This is a genomic window from Bacillus sp. FDAARGOS_527, assembly GCF_003812125.1.
Classification (GTDB): Bacteria; Bacillota; Bacilli; order Bacillales; family Bacillaceae_G; genus Bacillus_A; species Bacillus_A paranthracis.
On record NZ_CP033795.1, the window covers coordinates 1,637,355 to 1,652,352 of the forward strand.

The 14,998-nt window shown below is 32.5% G+C and carries 16 protein-coding genes and 1 pseudogene; 15 read left to right on the forward strand and 2 right to left on the reverse strand.

The genetic code is table 11. From position 1 onward, the window contains the following. Nucleotides 1-7: 7 nt before the first annotated feature. From EGX95_RS10805 to EGX95_RS30365, 6 genes and pseudogenes are all read left to right on the forward strand, one after another. Nucleotides 8-1,255: an MFS transporter gene (locus EGX95_RS10805; RefSeq protein WP_000576283.1), complete on the forward strand. Its 1,248-nt coding sequence runs from the start codon at nt 8-10 to the stop codon at nt 1,253-1,255. A 6-nt stretch (nt 1,256-1,261) separates the two neighbouring features. Next, nucleotides 1,262-3,601 (forward strand): ABC transporter permease, encoded by a 2,340-nt coding sequence (locus tag EGX95_RS10810; RefSeq protein WP_002080522.1) that lies wholly within the window; start codon nt 1,262-1,264, stop codon nt 3,599-3,601. Between the two features lie 11 nt (nt 3,602-3,612). After that, a complete protein-coding gene (locus EGX95_RS10815; RefSeq protein ID WP_000724599.1) occupies nt 3,613-4,374 on the forward strand; it encodes an ABC transporter ATP-binding protein in 762 nt (253 codons plus the stop codon). A 97-nt stretch (nt 4,375-4,471) separates the two neighbouring features. Next, complete coding sequence (locus tag EGX95_RS10820; protein ID WP_000787481.1) at nt 4,472-5,182, forward strand: class I SAM-dependent methyltransferase; 711 nt, start codon at nt 4,472-4,474, stop codon at nt 5,180-5,182. Nucleotides 5,183-5,301: 119 nt separating this feature from the next. Beyond that, nucleotides 5,302-5,709, forward strand: a complete 408-nt coding sequence (locus EGX95_RS10825; RefSeq protein WP_000072484.1) for a VOC family protein — start codon at nt 5,302-5,304, stop codon at nt 5,707-5,709. Between the two features lie 105 nt (nt 5,710-5,814). Next, a pseudogene (locus EGX95_RS30365) lies at nt 5,815-5,907 on the forward strand (methyltransferase); the annotation flags it as partial. Between the two features lie 121 nt (nt 5,908-6,028). On the opposite strand, the gene EGX95_RS10830 reads toward EGX95_RS30365, so the two are convergent. Then, nucleotides 6,029-7,714 carry an alpha-keto acid decarboxylase family protein gene (locus EGX95_RS10830; protein WP_002027713.1) on the reverse strand — a complete coding sequence of 562 codons (1,686 nt, stop codon included), beginning with the start codon at nt 7,712-7,714 and terminating at the stop codon, nt 6,029-6,031. A 106-nt stretch (nt 7,715-7,820) separates the two neighbouring features. Between EGX95_RS10830 and EGX95_RS10835 the strand changes: the two genes are divergently transcribed. The 6 genes from EGX95_RS10835 to pepD all read left to right on the forward strand — a co-directional run bounded on the left by EGX95_RS10835 (nt 7,821) and on the right by pepD (nt 12,237). After that, the gene (locus EGX95_RS10835) at nt 7,821-8,303 is read left to right on the forward strand and encodes a MarR family winged helix-turn-helix transcriptional regulator (RefSeq protein ID WP_000191904.1); all 483 of its coding nucleotides are present in this window, start codon (nt 7,821-7,823) and stop codon (nt 8,301-8,303) included. Nucleotides 8,304-8,470: 167 nt separating this feature from the next. Continuing rightward, entirely contained in the window at nt 8,471-9,208 is a 738-nt protein-coding gene (gene gpmA / locus EGX95_RS10840; protein WP_000594123.1) for a 2,3-diphosphoglycerate-dependent phosphoglycerate mutase, read from the forward strand. Between the two features lie 188 nt (nt 9,209-9,396). Beyond that, nucleotides 9,397-10,134, forward strand: coding sequence for a type II toxin-antitoxin system SpoIISA family toxin (locus tag EGX95_RS10845; protein WP_002027714.1), 738 nt, complete (start codon nt 9,397-9,399; stop codon nt 10,132-10,134). Nucleotides 10,135-10,246: 112 nt separating this feature from the next. After that, nucleotides 10,247-10,372: a hypothetical protein gene (locus EGX95_RS10850; protein ID WP_000588712.1), complete on the forward strand. Its 126-nt coding sequence runs from the start codon at nt 10,247-10,249 to the stop codon at nt 10,370-10,372. A gap of 75 nt (nt 10,373-10,447) precedes the next feature. Further along, the gene (spoIISB, locus tag EGX95_RS30370) at nt 10,448-10,624 is read left to right on the forward strand and encodes a stage II sporulation protein SB (protein WP_000852618.1); all 177 of its coding nucleotides are present in this window, start codon (nt 10,448-10,450) and stop codon (nt 10,622-10,624) included. Nucleotides 10,625-10,767: 143 nt separating this feature from the next. Then, nucleotides 10,768-12,237, forward strand: coding sequence for a beta-Ala-His dipeptidase (pepD, locus tag EGX95_RS10855; protein WP_000287521.1), 1,470 nt, complete (start codon nt 10,768-10,770; stop codon nt 12,235-12,237). 76 nt (nt 12,238-12,313) lie between these two features. Here the strand turns inward: pepD and EGX95_RS10860 are convergent, their stop codons facing one another. Then, complete coding sequence (locus tag EGX95_RS10860) at nt 12,314-12,685, reverse strand: DUF5065 family protein (RefSeq protein WP_000670600.1); 372 nt, start codon at nt 12,683-12,685, stop codon at nt 12,314-12,316. Between the two features lie 142 nt (nt 12,686-12,827). Between EGX95_RS10860 and EGX95_RS10865 the strand changes: the two genes are divergently transcribed. The 3 genes from EGX95_RS10865 to EGX95_RS10875 all read left to right on the forward strand — a co-directional run bounded on the left by EGX95_RS10865 (nt 12,828) and on the right by EGX95_RS10875 (nt 14,993). Further along, nucleotides 12,828-13,421 carry an SGNH/GDSL hydrolase family protein gene (locus EGX95_RS10865; RefSeq protein WP_000265892.1) on the forward strand — a complete coding sequence of 198 codons (594 nt, stop codon included), beginning with the start codon at nt 12,828-12,830 and terminating at the stop codon, nt 13,419-13,421. 221 nt (nt 13,422-13,642) lie between these two features. After that, nucleotides 13,643-14,176, forward strand: a complete 534-nt coding sequence (locus EGX95_RS10870; protein ID WP_000438318.1) for an RNA polymerase sigma factor — start codon at nt 13,643-13,645, stop codon at nt 14,174-14,176. Further along, a complete protein-coding gene (locus tag EGX95_RS10875; RefSeq protein WP_001060779.1) occupies nt 14,166-14,993 on the forward strand; it encodes a hypothetical protein in 828 nt (275 codons plus the stop codon). The genes EGX95_RS10870 and EGX95_RS10875 overlap by 11 nt, the downstream gene beginning before the upstream one ends. Nucleotides 14,994-14,998: the final 5 nt, after the last annotated feature.

A 14,998-nucleotide genomic window follows, 5' to 3' on the forward strand; every position in this document is an offset into this window, starting at 1 on the left:
CGTGATTATGATATTTATTAGTATAAAACCTTCGATGAAAGATTTTTATTTAATGGTGAGTGGGCAAATTATTACTATTTTGGGTTCAACACTTTTACGTTTTGCGCTGTCATTATATGTACTAGATATAACTGGGCGTGCTGATATATTCGCAGGATTATATGCAGTAACGAGTATTCCGTTTTTGCTAGCTCCTCTTGGGGGAGCGATAGCAGATTGTTTCAATCGCCGTAATGTAATGGTTATATTTGATTTTATAAACGCTGCGATTGTATTAAGCTTTATAGTTTTGTTATTTACTGGATCTGTATCTATCCTATTGATTGGAACAATTATGTTTTTACTAGCAATCGTTAATGCAATGTACGCACCAGTTGTAATGGCAAGTATTCCGCAATTAGTTCCAGAGAAAAAATTAGAACAAGCGAACGGTATCGTAAATGGTGTGCAAGCATTATCTAATATAGTTGCTCCTGTATTAGGAGGAATATTGTACGGCATAATTGGTTTGAAAATGCTCTTGATAATAAGTTGTCTTGCTTTCTTTTTATCTGCGATTTTAGAAATGTTTATTACAATACCTTTTATAAAGAGAGTACAAGAAAGCCATATCATACCGACAATTGTAAAGGATATGAAAGAAGGGTTTATATATGTTTTAAAACAACCATTTATTTTGAAAGCTATGTTACTTGCAACTTTACTAAACTTAATTTTGACACCGTTATTTATTGTTGGAGGACCTATTATTTTACGAATAACTATGCAGATTAGCGATACGATGTATGGAATTGGGATGGGGTTAATTGATTTTGCCACCATATTAGGTGCATTGTCAATCGGTTTCTTTGCTAAAAAGTTACAGATGAAAACATTATATTATTGGATGCTTATTATAGCTCTATTAGTAATACCGGTGGCGCTATCGGTCACACCATTTATTCTTAATTTAGGACACTATCCACCATTTATCCTCTTTATACTTGCTTCTATTTTAATTGCAATGATCATGACAATTGTATCCATCTATGTGATTACTGTAGTTCAAAAGAAAACACCAAATGAGAACTTAGGAAAAGTAATGGCAATTATAACAGCGGTATCCCAATGCATGGCACCGATTGGGCAAGTCGTTTATGGTTTTATGTTTGAAGAATTCAGTATGAAAATTTATTTACCTATATTAGTTATTAGTTTCATAATGTTATTAATAGCAGTTGTGACGAAGAAAATACTATCGAATGAAGGGAACTAGCTTTATATGATTAGGAGAATGTTAAAAAGAGATTTCTCTCAAAATAAAATGATAATTACTATTTTATTTATGTTTATCATGTTATCAAGTCTTTTAATGGCTAGTGCTTCAAGTAATGTTATCAATCTATTGAACTCAATGGATCAATTGGTTAAAGTATCAAACGCACCGCACTTCGTACAAATGCATGCAGGAGAAGTAAATCAAAAGTCAATTGATTCCTTTGTAGAAAAAAATCCGTTTGTAAAAAAACAGCAAACGGCTGAGATGGTTCAAATAAATGGATCTAACATTTTTATTAAAAAGAAAAATCAAGCAGAACATAATAGTGTAATGGACATTAGTTTCGTGAAACAAAATAGTAAGTTTGATTTTTTATTAAATTTAAATAATGAAGTGGTCGATGTTAGGAAAGGGGAAATAGGTGTACCCATTTATTATATGCAAAAATATAATTTGCGGATGGGAGATAAAATATGGGTTATTAAAGATAATAATGAACTGGAATTTACGATTTCAGCATTTGTTCGTGATGTTCAAATGAACCCATCAATCGTTAGTTCAAAACGATTTGTAATAAGCAATAAAGATTTTGAAAGAATAAAAAGAAATTTTGGAGAAAGCGAATATCTTATTGAATTCCAGCTAACAGACGAAAATAAAATAAATGAATTTGAAAATCTATACGAGTCATCGAACTTACCACAAAAAGGTCCCTCTATTACGTATTCACTATTTAAAACACTCAATTCATTAACAGATGGAATAATAGCTGCAGTACTTATCATAATAAGTGGATTATTAATGTTAATTGCAATGTTATGTATTAGATTTACGATCATTACTTCGATGGAAGAAGATTATCGAGAAATTGGTGTTATGAAAGCAATTGGGATTCATAACAAAGATATTCAAAAATTATATATAACAAAATATATTGTGATTTCAGCTGGTGGATGTATAAGTGGATATATACTCTCACTATTTATTACAAAAATCTTCACTTCAAATATCACCCTTTATATGGGGGCGGCAAATAAAAGCATTTTACACAATATTGTGCCATTCATAATTACAACATTGTTATTTTTAGTCGTTATCCTGTTCTGTCGTATTATTTTGCGGAATTTTAGGGGAATTACAGCAATAGACGCTTTACAATCAAGAGATAAACTAGGAAAAAGAAAGATTAGAAAATCCTTTTCACTCAAACAAACTAAATTTACAAATGTAAATATATTTATTGGTATACAAGATGTTATAAAAAGATTTAAGTTATATCGCGTATTAAGTATCGTATTAATAATAGCTGTGTTTATGATTGTTGTACCTATTAACTTTTTGTATACGATTCAGTCACCGAAGTTTGTTAATTATATGGGAACAGGAAAAAGTGATATTCGAATAGATTTACAGCAAACTGAAAATATAGAGAAACGATTTAAGGACGTTATATCATATTTACGAAATGATGATGAAGTAGAAAAATATGCAACATTTGTAACGAGTACATTTAAAATGGTAAGCGCTGATGGTACACATGAAAACTTACATGTAGAAGTGGGAGACTTCACTACATTTCCATTAGACTATATGCAAGGTAGGGCACCAAAAAATGAAAATGAAATTGCTCTTTCTTATTTGAACGCAAATGAATTAAAAAAGAATGTAGGGGATTCTATCGTTTTATTTGTTGATGGGAAAGAGAAAACACTTACGATTAGTGGTATGTATCAAGATGTAACAAATGGCGGGAAAACAGCTAAAGCGAGCTTTTCTTATAATAACGAAAACATATTATGGTATGTAGTAAATGTAGATTTAAAGTCTAATGTTGATTTGCAAGAAAAAGTGAAGGAGTATAAACAAAAATTTAGTTCTGCAAAAATAACAGATACGGATGATTATTTAACGCAAACTTTAGGAGAGACAATTAAACAATTAAGACTTGTGACTCAAGTGGCTATTTTGATTGCGATATTGATATCAGTTTTAATTACTGCAATGTTTTTTAAAATGTTATTAGCAAAAGATTCTTCGCAAATTTTAATTATGAAAAATATCGGTTTTTCTTATAAAGATATTCGTATACAGTATATAACTCGTTCTATTGTGATCGTATTATTAGGCATTGTGACAGGGACATGTATAGCTGCTACGTTTGGTGAAATGTTAGTAAGTTGGTTAGGCTCATTTATGGGAGCAGCTCATATAAAGTTTGTCGTAAATCCTATCGTTTCTTATATAATATGTCCAGCTATTTTATTTATATCTGTGACTGCAACAACACTTTTCAGTAGTTTTACTATGAAGCAAACAAACGATGTAAAGCCAAATGGGGAGTAGGGGTGTATCACTTGAAAAAAATTGTAGAAGTAAAGCAAGTAAACAAAACATATTCAATAGATGGAAATGCAAATTATCACGTGCTAAAAAATATAGATTTAGAGGTTTATGAGGGAGAATTTGTATCGGTTATGGGGCCTTCTGGTTCTGGGAAATCGACGTTACTATATAATATTAGTGGAATGGATCAAATGTCATCAGGAAGTGTGAAAATTGGTAGTAAAGAAATATCTTGTATGAAAGAAGAAGCGTTAGCCAAATTGCGCCTGACTGAAATAGGATTTATTTTTCAGCAGAGCAACCTTCTTAGAAACTTGAATCTATTTGATAATATCATCTTGTCAGCATATTTAGCGAAATGTGAGAGTAAGAAAATAGTAAATAAACGTGCTCTAGAGCTAATGGAGAATATGGGGATAAGTGATATAGCGTCACATTATATAACCGAAGCATCTGGGGGGCAATTACAAAGAGTCTCTATTTGTAGAGCGCTCATTAATAATCCAAATGTTATTTTTGCAGATGAGCCGACTGGTGCTCTAAATTTAAAATCAACAGAAGAAGTAATGCAAATCTTATTAAATATTAATCGTGATGGAACTACTATTATGTTAGTGACTCATGATGTAAAGGTAGCAGCGAAAACAGAAAGAGTGCTCTTTATGGCGGACGGAGAAATTGTTAGTGAGTTACAGTTAGGTAAGCTTAGGAACGATGATTTAAAAGCGCGAGAAGAGAAGTTGTTAAACTGGTTAGCTGTACTTGGATTTTAAAGAGAAAAACTCCTATTGAATGTAGGAGTTTTTCTTTGTCTTAAAGTTCTAAAAGATATATAATAATTTTCTGAATATTAAAATTGGAGGGGTGCAAATGAAAAATGAAACGTTGCACACGCAAGAAGATATTATTAAAATGCTGGATTCATTATTAAGACCAGCAGAACCATTTTGGAATGAATTTTATGCGAATAGAGAAAAAGATGTTCCGTTTTTTGAAAATGTTCCAGATGAGAATCTAGTTTCGTATATACAAAAAAAGCGGGTTTCAAAAGGAAAAGTACTGGAACTTGGATGTGGTCCGGGTAGAAACGCAATTTATCTAGCAAATGAAGGGTTTGATGTAACAGCAGTAGATTTATCTATAGAAGGCATTAGCTGGGCGAAAGAGAGGGCGTTAGCAAAAGGAGTAGAAATTGAATTTATTTGTAATTCAATTTTCAATTTAGAGGTTCAAAATGAATTTGATTTTGTATACGATTCGGGCTGTTTGCATCATATTCCACCACATAGAAGAGTCAATTATGTGGATTTAATTAAAAACGCATTGAAATCAGGTGGTTATTTCGGATTAACGTGTTTTGCGGCAGGCGATTTAGATGAGCGAAATGGCTCAGAAATAACAGATTGGGACGTATATAGAAGATGGAGTCTGCAAGGTGGTCTTGCTTATTCGGAAGAAAAACTAAGAGAGATATTTAAAGGATTTGAAGTGATTGAAATTAGAAAGATGGAACAGATTGAACAACCAAATACTATGTTTGGAGAATCATTTCTTTGGACAGCATTATTTAAGAAGAAATAAGAATGTAGATAATTGACAAACTCATCGTTTTTATAGACAATACACTTATGAGAATGTATGTTCGTTTTTGTTAACCGATGTATATTTTGCATAAATACATAACAAGGGGTTGTCTCTAAATGAGTAACACAAATCAAAAAATTACTACGTTTTTAATGTTTGAAGGAAAAGCTGAGGAAGCGATGAATTTTTACACGTCGCTATTCGATCAATCAGAAATTGTAAGTATCTCTCGTTACGATGAAAACGGACCTGGTAAAGAGGGTACTGTCATTCATGCAACGTTTACGTTACATGGGCAAGAGTTCATGTGCATTGATAGCTATGTAAATCATAATTTTACATTTACACCAGCTATGTCTCTTTATGTAACTTGTGATACGGAAGAAGAAATTGAAACGGCTTTTAATAAACTAGCGGAGGATGGAGCAGTACTTATGCCTTTAGGTGCCTATCCGTTTAGTAAAAAATTTGGTTGGTTAAATGATAAGTATGGTGTGTCTTGGCAGTTAACACTTGCTGAATAAAAAAGAAAAATTGTAGCTTATTTGTTTAATGGGTTCGGTTAAGAGCTTGAGAAATTAAATAACATTAATAAAGGTATTCCAACTGTCAACAGGTTTGTAATGCCTTTTTATGAGGATGATTTTGGTGGAACAAGGATATTAGATAAGCATATTAAAACATTTATTGCTACAAAAGCTATAAAGTTAAAGGTTGATTAAGAATTTTGACTTGTCACACGAGACTTTAGTCGAAGAAGGTTCTTAAAATAGTATATATAAAAGGAAAAGGGTGGCACTTTCCATCCTTTTCTTTTTATATAATTAGGTTATGCTTTTTATATTAAGAATTTTGTTGGCCGAATCTTTTCCCAAGTTTAGCTAGCAGTTCAGGCTGATCCCCTTGGCTCATTACAACTTCAACAAAGGTAAGTTGATCCTTATCATTACTTATTTTAGTTAAGACTTCTTGTAACTCTATTTCATTTTCCACTTTACATGTTAGGCTTTTTTCTTCTGTTCCGAATACGTTCGCTAGTTTTGTGTAATCCCACATTTGTATGTCATTATACGGTTCGTTTTGACCATGAATTGCACGTTCAACAGTATAACCATTGTTGTTAATTAAAAATATAATTGGGTTTAAATTTTGACGTAGTATAGTTGATAATTCTTGGACAGTTAATTGAAAAGAACCATCACCAATAATTAAAATGTTGCGCCGCGATAAATTAGCGAGCTGTGTACCAAGTAGAGCAGGTAATGTATAGCCGATCGATCCCCATAATGGTTGCGCTACATATGTAGTGTCGTTTGGTAAAGGGATAGTGGCACTACCAAAGAAAGGTGTTCCTTGTTCTGCAAGTAAGACGTCCTTTTCTTGTAAGAAATGGTATATTTGTTGACAAAAACGTTTTTGTGTAACCATTTGTGGCTTTGGATTAAACTTTTCAGTAATAGATAGTGATTCTGAAATAAATGGCTTAATATCAAGCGTTTCCCCATTGCGATGCTCAATTAAGTCACTTAAATGTTGTAAAACATCTTTCATTACAACTGGTCCATATTTTTTATCTGTAATTTTCACAGTGTAGGGATGAATTTCAATAACTTGTTCTTTCATAAAACCTTGTGTGAAGCCACCTGTAATAGTATCAGTTAACTTCACACCAATACTAATAATACAATCAGATTCATCAATTCGTTTACGCAAGTATGGAGAACTTACATCACCAGTATAAATCCCTATAAATTGAGGGTGTTTTTCTGGGAATATTCCTTTTCCCATACTTAACGTTGCGATGGGAAACCCAGTTTTTTCTACGAATTGATATAAATATTCTTTAGCGTGAAATCGTTCTACTTCAAAATCCGCTAAAATTACAGGTTTTTTGGCACTGTTTATTTTTGAAGTGGCATGTAGAAGCATTTTATCCAGCGCATCTTTATTACTTACAACTGGTTTATGTAAAATCGGTTCCGTAGGTTTATTAATTGGTTTATTATACACATCAATCGGTAATTGAATATGAACAGGGCGTTTCGCACTCCAACATGCACGTAACACACGGTCAATTTCTTCAGCGGCATGCTCAGGTGTTAATTTTGATTGTGCCACCGTGATTTCTCTATACATATTAGAAAAATGATCGAACTTTCCATCACCTAACGTATGATGAACGAGTGCTCCATTTTCCATTACTGTTGTTGGTGGTGTCCCCGTAATTTTTATAACAGGTACATTTTCGGCATATGATCCAGCAATACCGTTAATGGCGCTTAATTCTCCAACACCGAAAGTGGTAATAAGAGCAGCGATTCCTTTTATACGAGCATATCCATCAGCAGCATATGCCGCATTTAATTCATTACAATTGCCAATCCACTCTACATTTTCATGTGCTATTACATCATCTAAAAAAGCCAAATTATAATCACCAGGGACACCAAAAATATGCTCAATTCCTAATTCGCTTAGTCGGTCTAATAAATATGTACTTACAGTATATTGCGTTTTCAAGTGAATCATCTCCTCATTGTTTTGCTGTCTTGTAATAAACGAAAGTAGCTCTAGAGTATGGATTTAAAAATTCATTACGAGAATGTGGTATAATTTACATACAGGGGGAAAGTAGATGACACAACATAAAGAAGAACAGATGAATGAAGCATTAGCCTTATTTTACTTTGCATATAAAACATTTACTGAAAAGCCAGATGAAATTATAAAAGAGTATGGCATACAACGAGTACATCACCGAATTTTATTTTTTATCGCACGCTTTCCAGGTATAAGCGTAAATGAGTTATTATCACTGTTAGAAATAAGTAAACAGGCTCTACACGGACCATTACGACAACTTGTGGAAAAGGGCTTAATTGAGAGTAATGAAGCTACACATGATCGCCGTGTGAAACAGTTATCTTTAACAGAACAAGGTGCCGATTTAGAGAAAAAACTGAGCGATGTACAAAGACAACAAATGGGTGCTATTTTTTTAAAATTTGGTGAATCGTGTGAAGAAAATTGGCATCAAGTTATGAATGAAATGGCACATAGCCGATCAGGTTTTGACGCTTGGCTATCGAAACGGGAAGTTGCAATCGATCAAAAATAATGAGAAATATATCTGTTTTTATAGTTTGAAAAAGAACAAAATTTATCCATACATTTGGCAACTATGGAGCTATCATAGAGTGAATGGATAAAAAGATACATTACTAGATACTTTATACGTGTACGCAATGGAACAATAAAATTCACATTTCGGAGAGGGGAATTATAATGATAAAACTTGTACTTATTCGTCACGGACAGAGTTTATGGAATCTTGAAAATCGTTTTACTGGATGGACAGATGTAGATTTATCAGAGAAAGGATTAAGTGAAGCGAGAGAAGCAGGAGCGATATTAAAGAAAAACGGATATACTTTTGATGTAGCTTATACATCTGTATTAAAACGAGCAATTCGGACGTTATGGATTGTACTTCATGAGATGGATCTTGCCTGGGTGCCAGTACATAAATGTTGGAAGCTAAATGAAAGACATTATGGTGCATTGCAAGGGTTGAATAAAGATGAAACCGCGCAAAAATATGGTGAGGAGCAAGTTCATATTTGGAGAAGAAGTATTGATGTAAGACCACCTGCTCTTACTGAGGATGATCCCAGGTATGAAATGAATGATCCAAGATATAAAGCACTGAAAAAAGGTGAGTTTCCATTGACAGAATGTTTAGTGGATACGGAGAAAAGAGTACTTGCTTATTGGCATTCAGAAATTGCGCCGAAATTAAAGAATGGTAACAAAGTAATCATTTCATCACATGGTAACACAATTCGCTCGCTAGTAAAATATTTAGATAATCTTTCAAGCGATGGTGTCGTTTCATTAAATATTCCAACGAGCATACCACTCGTGTATGAATTAGACGAAAATTTACGTCCGATTCGCCATTATTACTTAAGTATGGATGGAGAAGTACCTGAAGGAGAAATTCCGAAACATATTACTTTTTAACATGAAAATTTGAAACCCATGCTTGTCTACATATACAATGTAGATTCAGGATAAAAGACGTGGCACCTTCTAATGTATATGCAATGTAGCTAAATTTAGAAGCTTGTCCACGTCTTTTGTCATAAAGAGAGTTGCTTGTGCATGTAATGATATCGTGAGTAGTTTTTGAATGGAGGGTGATGTCATTGGTGATCTCTAACATTCGAATCGGCTTATTTATTTTAGCAATCGTTTTTCTAATACTTGTTTTCTTTTATTGGAAAAACGAAGAGTTGTACGAGGAGAAGAAGCAACGTATTAGAAAGACTTGGTATGGGTTGTTTATAATATCAGTCACCGTGTATTTCATGATAAAAGGAATTGATTTAACCCTCTGGAAAAATCTTTTAATGTTCACTGCAATGGTTATTTTCGTTGATATTGCATTTATTTTAACACCTAATATTTCAGAAATATGGGGAGCGAAATTTAGCGATATCGGCAAGACGGTTCAATCGATAAAACGGTCATTAATTGCTTCTAAAGCAAGAGGAGAAATATACACATCAATCATTCAAAATGTCAATCCAGTAGTGTTCGGTACGATGGAATGGCATACGGAGGAAGAATATACAAAAAGCTTAAACGTATTTTTAGATTCGTATGGGGAAAAGATTGGAGCAAAAATTGTTGTATTTGAAGCGGCAAAGGAATTAAATACAAACTTTCGTGGTATCCGTTCTCAATTTAGTACGATTATTCCGTTAGAGTACATTGAGCAATTGAATGAGCAGAGAGCAGTACAAGTAGAAAATGTCGGAATTATACCAGCAAAAATAGTGAGTGATGTTTTCATTGTTATTGATGGGAAGAAAAATAACCTGCAAGATCGAGATTTTGAAAATGTATATAATTTAACAATACATCATAGTTATTTTAGTAAATAAGGACAGAAATTTTTTCTGTCCTTTTCACTTATACATAAAGGTAAAGCGAATTTAGACAAACTTGTATAAAATCGGACAATCATTCCTACACTAGCACGTAGAGGTGATTGTAGTGATAAAAGATTATGACAATGATTTTTTTAAAGAAGATAATGAAGATACAACAGATTTCTCGTTAATAAAAGGAGATACATTACAGCAAGTAGAAGAATTAGAAGAAGAATTAAAAAGAAAATGATACGTGTACATGCTATTTATATTTACGATATAATATAAATAGAAGATTGTATCTTTTTGAAAAGGGGGAGAAGAGATGGCTGAAGTAAATGTACAAAAGTCTTCATTTTTTAAAGAAAAAAAAGAAGAACCAAATACAGATTTCTCTCTTGTGAAAGGTGCATTAACGGAAAATATAAATCGGTTAGAGAAATTAATGAATAATGGTACTTCAAAATATATGAGAGCAAAAAAAGAGAAAGAAAATGCATAGTGCATTTTCTTTCTCTTTTTATATGCAATTTAAATGTTTAACAAGCAGATATTAAAGCATGAAATAGAAAGTGAAAATAATGAATCATGGTATAATGATAAAAGACTTACATATTATTTTGTCATTTTGAGAGGAGCTTAAAAATGTATTCTACTTTAGAACAATTAACAAAGCACCCTGTATTTTATCATTTTGCAGAAATTTCAAAGATTCCTAGAGGATCAGGTAATGAAAAAGAAATTAGTGATTTTTTAGTTGGCTTTGCGAAAGAGCGTAATTTAGAAGTGATTCAAGATGAAGCATTAAATGTCATTATTAAAAAAGAAGCAACTGCTGGTTATGAAAATGTACCAGCTATTATTATTCAAGGTCATATGGATATGGTTTGCGAAAAAAATCAAGCAACCGTACATGATTTTGATAAAGATCCAATTGAATTGCGAATTATTGGGGACATGTTATATGCAAATCAAACGACTTTAGGAGCTGATAATGGTATTGCAGTTGCATATGCATTAGCTTTATTAGATTCAAAAGACATTCCGCATCCAGCACTAGAAGTAGTTATTACTACTGAAGAAGAAACGACAATGGGCGGAGCTTTCGCTGTTGATTCAAATCATTTTGAAGGAAAGATTTTTATTAATATTGATTCTGAAGAAGATCATAAATTACTTGTAAGTAGCGCAGGTGGTGCAAAAGCTGTTGAAACGATTCCAGTAATTTGGGATGAAGCACCAGCGAATATGGATGCATACCGTTTATATGTTGGCGGTCTAAAAGGCGGACATTCTGGTATGGAAATTGATAAACAACGTGGTAATGCGAACAAAGTATTAGGACGAGTATTACATGATTTATCAGTAAATATTCAATTTGATATAAGTGAAGTTCACGGTGGATTAAAAACGAATGCAATTCCGCGTGAAAGTGTAGCTACAATTTTATTATGTCAAGAAGATGTAGAGAAGGTAGAAGAAAAGTTAGAATCATGGACACGAGTATTACAAGAAGAAATGCGTGCTGTTGATCCAGATGTTCATGTTACACTTACAAAATTAGATGAGAAAGTAGAAAAAGTATTTGCTAAAGAAACACAAAAGCAACTTATTTCATCATTATTCTTAATTCCGAACGGCATTCAAAGTATGAGCATGGATATTAAAGGTCTAGTAGAAAGCTCAACAAATTTAGGTGTTATTGAAACGTTGCAAGATGAAATTAAATTACGTAACGAAGTGAGAAGTTCTGTAAATAGTTTAAAACAACATATTGCAGATGAGATTAAATGTATTGCGGAATTAGTTGGCGCAACATTTGAAATCGAGTCAGAGTATCCAGAATGGCCATACAATCCGAATTCACAAATTCGTAATTTATTTGAAAAAGTGCATCAAGAAAAATACAATAAAGATGTTGAAATCTTCGCTGTACACGCTGGGATTGAATGTAGTGTATTCGTTCAAAAGATGCCTGAATTAGATGCAATTTCATTCGGTCCAGATATATTCAATGTCCATACTCCAGATGAACATATTAGTATTTCTTCTGTTGTGAATAACTGGGGATTCTTCGTTGATGTAATGAAGGGTACGAAAGAATTAGCTAAGTAATAATGATGAAATGAAAAGTAGCCTATAAAATTTTATAGGCTACTTTTTTGTATAGAGTTTTATTAGAAATTCGTTTTTATGTAAGTATTTCATTTTTGCTTTTATTTGTAAAAGAGATTGTAGCAAAGATTGCTCCGGATATCGCTCCGATTAAAGTCGTAAAAATTGCACTCCATGCTGCAAATGACATTATTACAATACCATTATATATAGTAACATCGAATGTATCTCCATGCTTTAAGTCACCAACTGCTAACTCTTCTATAAAATCTGCATTATGATGTAATAAAAAATAGTTTTGCCACCGCCAAGTATCTAAAAATCGTGATTCTTTTTGTGTAGGTTGCGATTCAGCAGAGGCAGGTGGGAGCGTACCAATTGTATTTGAATATAAAAATACTCCAACAGTCAATGCGCCAATAATGGTTGATTGCCTTAAAAATTTCATCTTTTAGACCTCCTAATTAATAAAGAATTTAGAAATCGTTTTTGTAAAAAACTAGCTGTGAAATCTAAAGGATGATAATATCTTCTATAATCATATTAACATTTATAGTAGAGATATGGTTCATAATAAAGGGGGAATACATATGTGGAAGCGATTTGTAGCGATTGGTGATAGTTTTACAGAGGGGATAGGGGATGAAGTTGAGGGTATAGCATTAAAAAGCTGGGTAGATCATTTTGTTCAACTGTGTGTAAACGATATAGAATATGCCAATTTTGCAAAGCGTGGGTTAGTAACGAAAGAAATTCGCTCGCAACAATTGGAAAAGGCGTTAACTTTTAATCCAGATTTGGTTAGCCTCATTGCAGGTGCAAACGACGTATTAAAAGGACGTTGGAATCATTATGCATATAAGGAAGATATGAAATGTATGATAGATACATTAAGTAAAACAGGTGCTGATATTATGATAGCAAACCTTCCAGATTTTACAGTCAGACTTCCATTTTCTACAGAAAAAAAACAAGTGTTAAAAGAACAATTATTAGAGGCAAATGAAGTTATACTTTCATTGAGTAGAGAGCATCAGCTTCATCATATTGACTTTTGGAATCATCAGTTAGTTAATGACAATACGCTTTGGTCTAAGGATTTCATTCATCCAAACTCAAAAGGATATGTAAAAGTTGCTGAACTGATCTTTAGTAGTTTGCCTGTACATGATGCTTCTAAATAAGCTTTTGAATGAACTAATCCCTTGCGCAGGGGGCTTTTCATATTTTCTGTTGCAGAACCCTTAGTATAAGGGTTCTTTTTTGTATCAAAAATCTAAAAAAGATACAATTGGAGAACTCGAACTAAATGGAACAAATGAAACTTGTATCTTGTCTATATATTGAAACCATAATAAAAGTGAGGGTAGTTTTACGTTTATTCAAATAAGTTTGAGGTGTGGAAATGGAACAGACGTTTATTGAAAAGTGTAATCATGATGAGCTGGACGATGTTATAAAAGACTATTGGCAAGATGTATGGAATTATTCATTTATTATTACGAAAGATCCACACTTATCAGATGATATTACGCAAGATGTATTTATAAAGGTATTTAAAAATTGGAATTCATTTCGAAAGGAGTCATCTATTAAAACGTGGATATTAAAAATCACAAGAAATACGGCAATAAACTATTTGAAATCATCTTATTTTAAAAGAATATCTTTAATAGGTTTTTTTAGTGACGATAAGCAATCCCAGTCGGCAGAACAAGAATTTTTTAAGCAAGAAGAAATGAATGATGTTTGGAAAGTTGTATTAAAACTACCTAAAAAGCACCGCGAAATAATAATATTGGATGCAAAATATGAATTATCTTATGAAGAAATGGCTGAAACACTAGGAGTATCCATTGGAACTGTAAAATCTAGATTAAGTAGAGCAAGAAGTAAGGTTTCAAAATTAATAGGGGAGGGTAGTAGTGATGAACAATAAACAAAATCCTGACTGGTATAGAAGATTAAAAAAAGGCCCAATGGAACACCGTAAAAACGAAGAAGAATATATTTATAAAATAAAGCAATCTATATATGAAAGTAATGAGGGAGGCTCTCTAAAACAAACAAGAAGATTTCGTAAAAAAGCATTGCCAATTGTTGTGGTTTTAGCTTGTACATTTTTATTTTTTATTGTTCAACAACCTTGGCTTGATGATAATAAATCACCGGTACAAAGTAGTACACAAATTAAGCCTAAAACAAAAGATGAGTCTGCTCAAGATCCATCACTAAAACAATTTATGAATGAACTATATCAAAGTACGAACTCAAAAAATGAAAATGAGCTATACAAAGCGTTAAATGATGAAGTTCTATTTAAAGGGAAGAGTTATAAGAAGGATGAATTGAAGTTTGATGAAGATATTTTTCATGAGTTGCAAGTCGCTCTTACAATGGGAGGAGAATTTGCGAATGATACAAAACAAGTATACAGAGTACCAAGTGGATTGACAGAAAGTAACCAACCAAAGCAAGCACACTTTATATATGCAACTGTTACTGGAAATAAAACGAAAATTTTAGCTGAACCAAAGCGAGAATCACAAGTTTTATATGAAGTATCTAACGAAATGGTAAAAGCTTGGATTCCAGAAAAAGTGCAGAATGATGAATATATAAAAATTTCGACAATTAACGGTAATACTGGATATGTACAAAAAGAGTATGTTTTAACTGACATTAAATACTCATTTATGTTTGAAAAGAATAATGAAGGTGAATGGAAAATAATAAATATAGATTCTATTTGGTAAAAAAG

Bases quoted from the DNA above. Each gene is read 5' to 3' on its own strand.
- EGX95_RS10835 (WP_000191904.1), top strand. From the start codon at position 7,821: ATGACACAACATAAAGAAGAACAGATGAATGAAGCATTAGCCTTATTT.
- EGX95_RS10860 (WP_000670600.1), bottom strand. From the start codon at position 12,685: ATGAAATTTTTAAGGCAATCAACCATTATTGGCGCATTGACTGTTGGA.
- EGX95_RS10825 (WP_000072484.1), top strand. From the start codon at position 5,302: ATGAGTAACACAAATCAAAAAATTACTACGTTTTTAATGTTTGAAGGA.
- EGX95_RS10820 (WP_000787481.1), top strand. From the start codon at position 4,472: ATGAAAAATGAAACGTTGCACACGCAAGAAGATATTATTAAAATGCTG.
- EGX95_RS10810 (WP_002080522.1), top strand. From the start codon at position 1,262: ATGATTAGGAGAATGTTAAAAAGAGATTTCTCTCAAAATAAAATGATA.
- gpmA (WP_000594123.1), top strand. From the start codon at position 8,471: ATGATAAAACTTGTACTTATTCGTCACGGACAGAGTTTATGGAATCTT.
- EGX95_RS10865 (WP_000265892.1), top strand. From the start codon at position 12,828: ATGTGGAAGCGATTTGTAGCGATTGGTGATAGTTTTACAGAGGGGATA.
- pepD (WP_000287521.1), top strand. From the start codon at position 10,768: ATGTATTCTACTTTAGAACAATTAACAAAGCACCCTGTATTTTATCAT.
- EGX95_RS10830 (WP_002027713.1), bottom strand. From the start codon at position 7,714: ATGATTCACTTGAAAACGCAATATACTGTAAGTACATATTTATTAGAC.
- spoIISB (WP_000852618.1), top strand. From the start codon at position 10,448: ATGGCTGAAGTAAATGTACAAAAGTCTTCATTTTTTAAAGAAAAAAAA.
- EGX95_RS10875 (WP_001060779.1), top strand. From the start codon at position 14,166: ATGAACAATAAACAAAATCCTGACTGGTATAGAAGATTAAAAAAAGGC.
- EGX95_RS10870 (WP_000438318.1), top strand. From the start codon at position 13,643: ATGGAACAGACGTTTATTGAAAAGTGTAATCATGATGAGCTGGACGAT.
- EGX95_RS10805 (WP_000576283.1), top strand. From the start codon at position 8: ATGATATTTATTAGTATAAAACCTTCGATGAAAGATTTTTATTTAATG.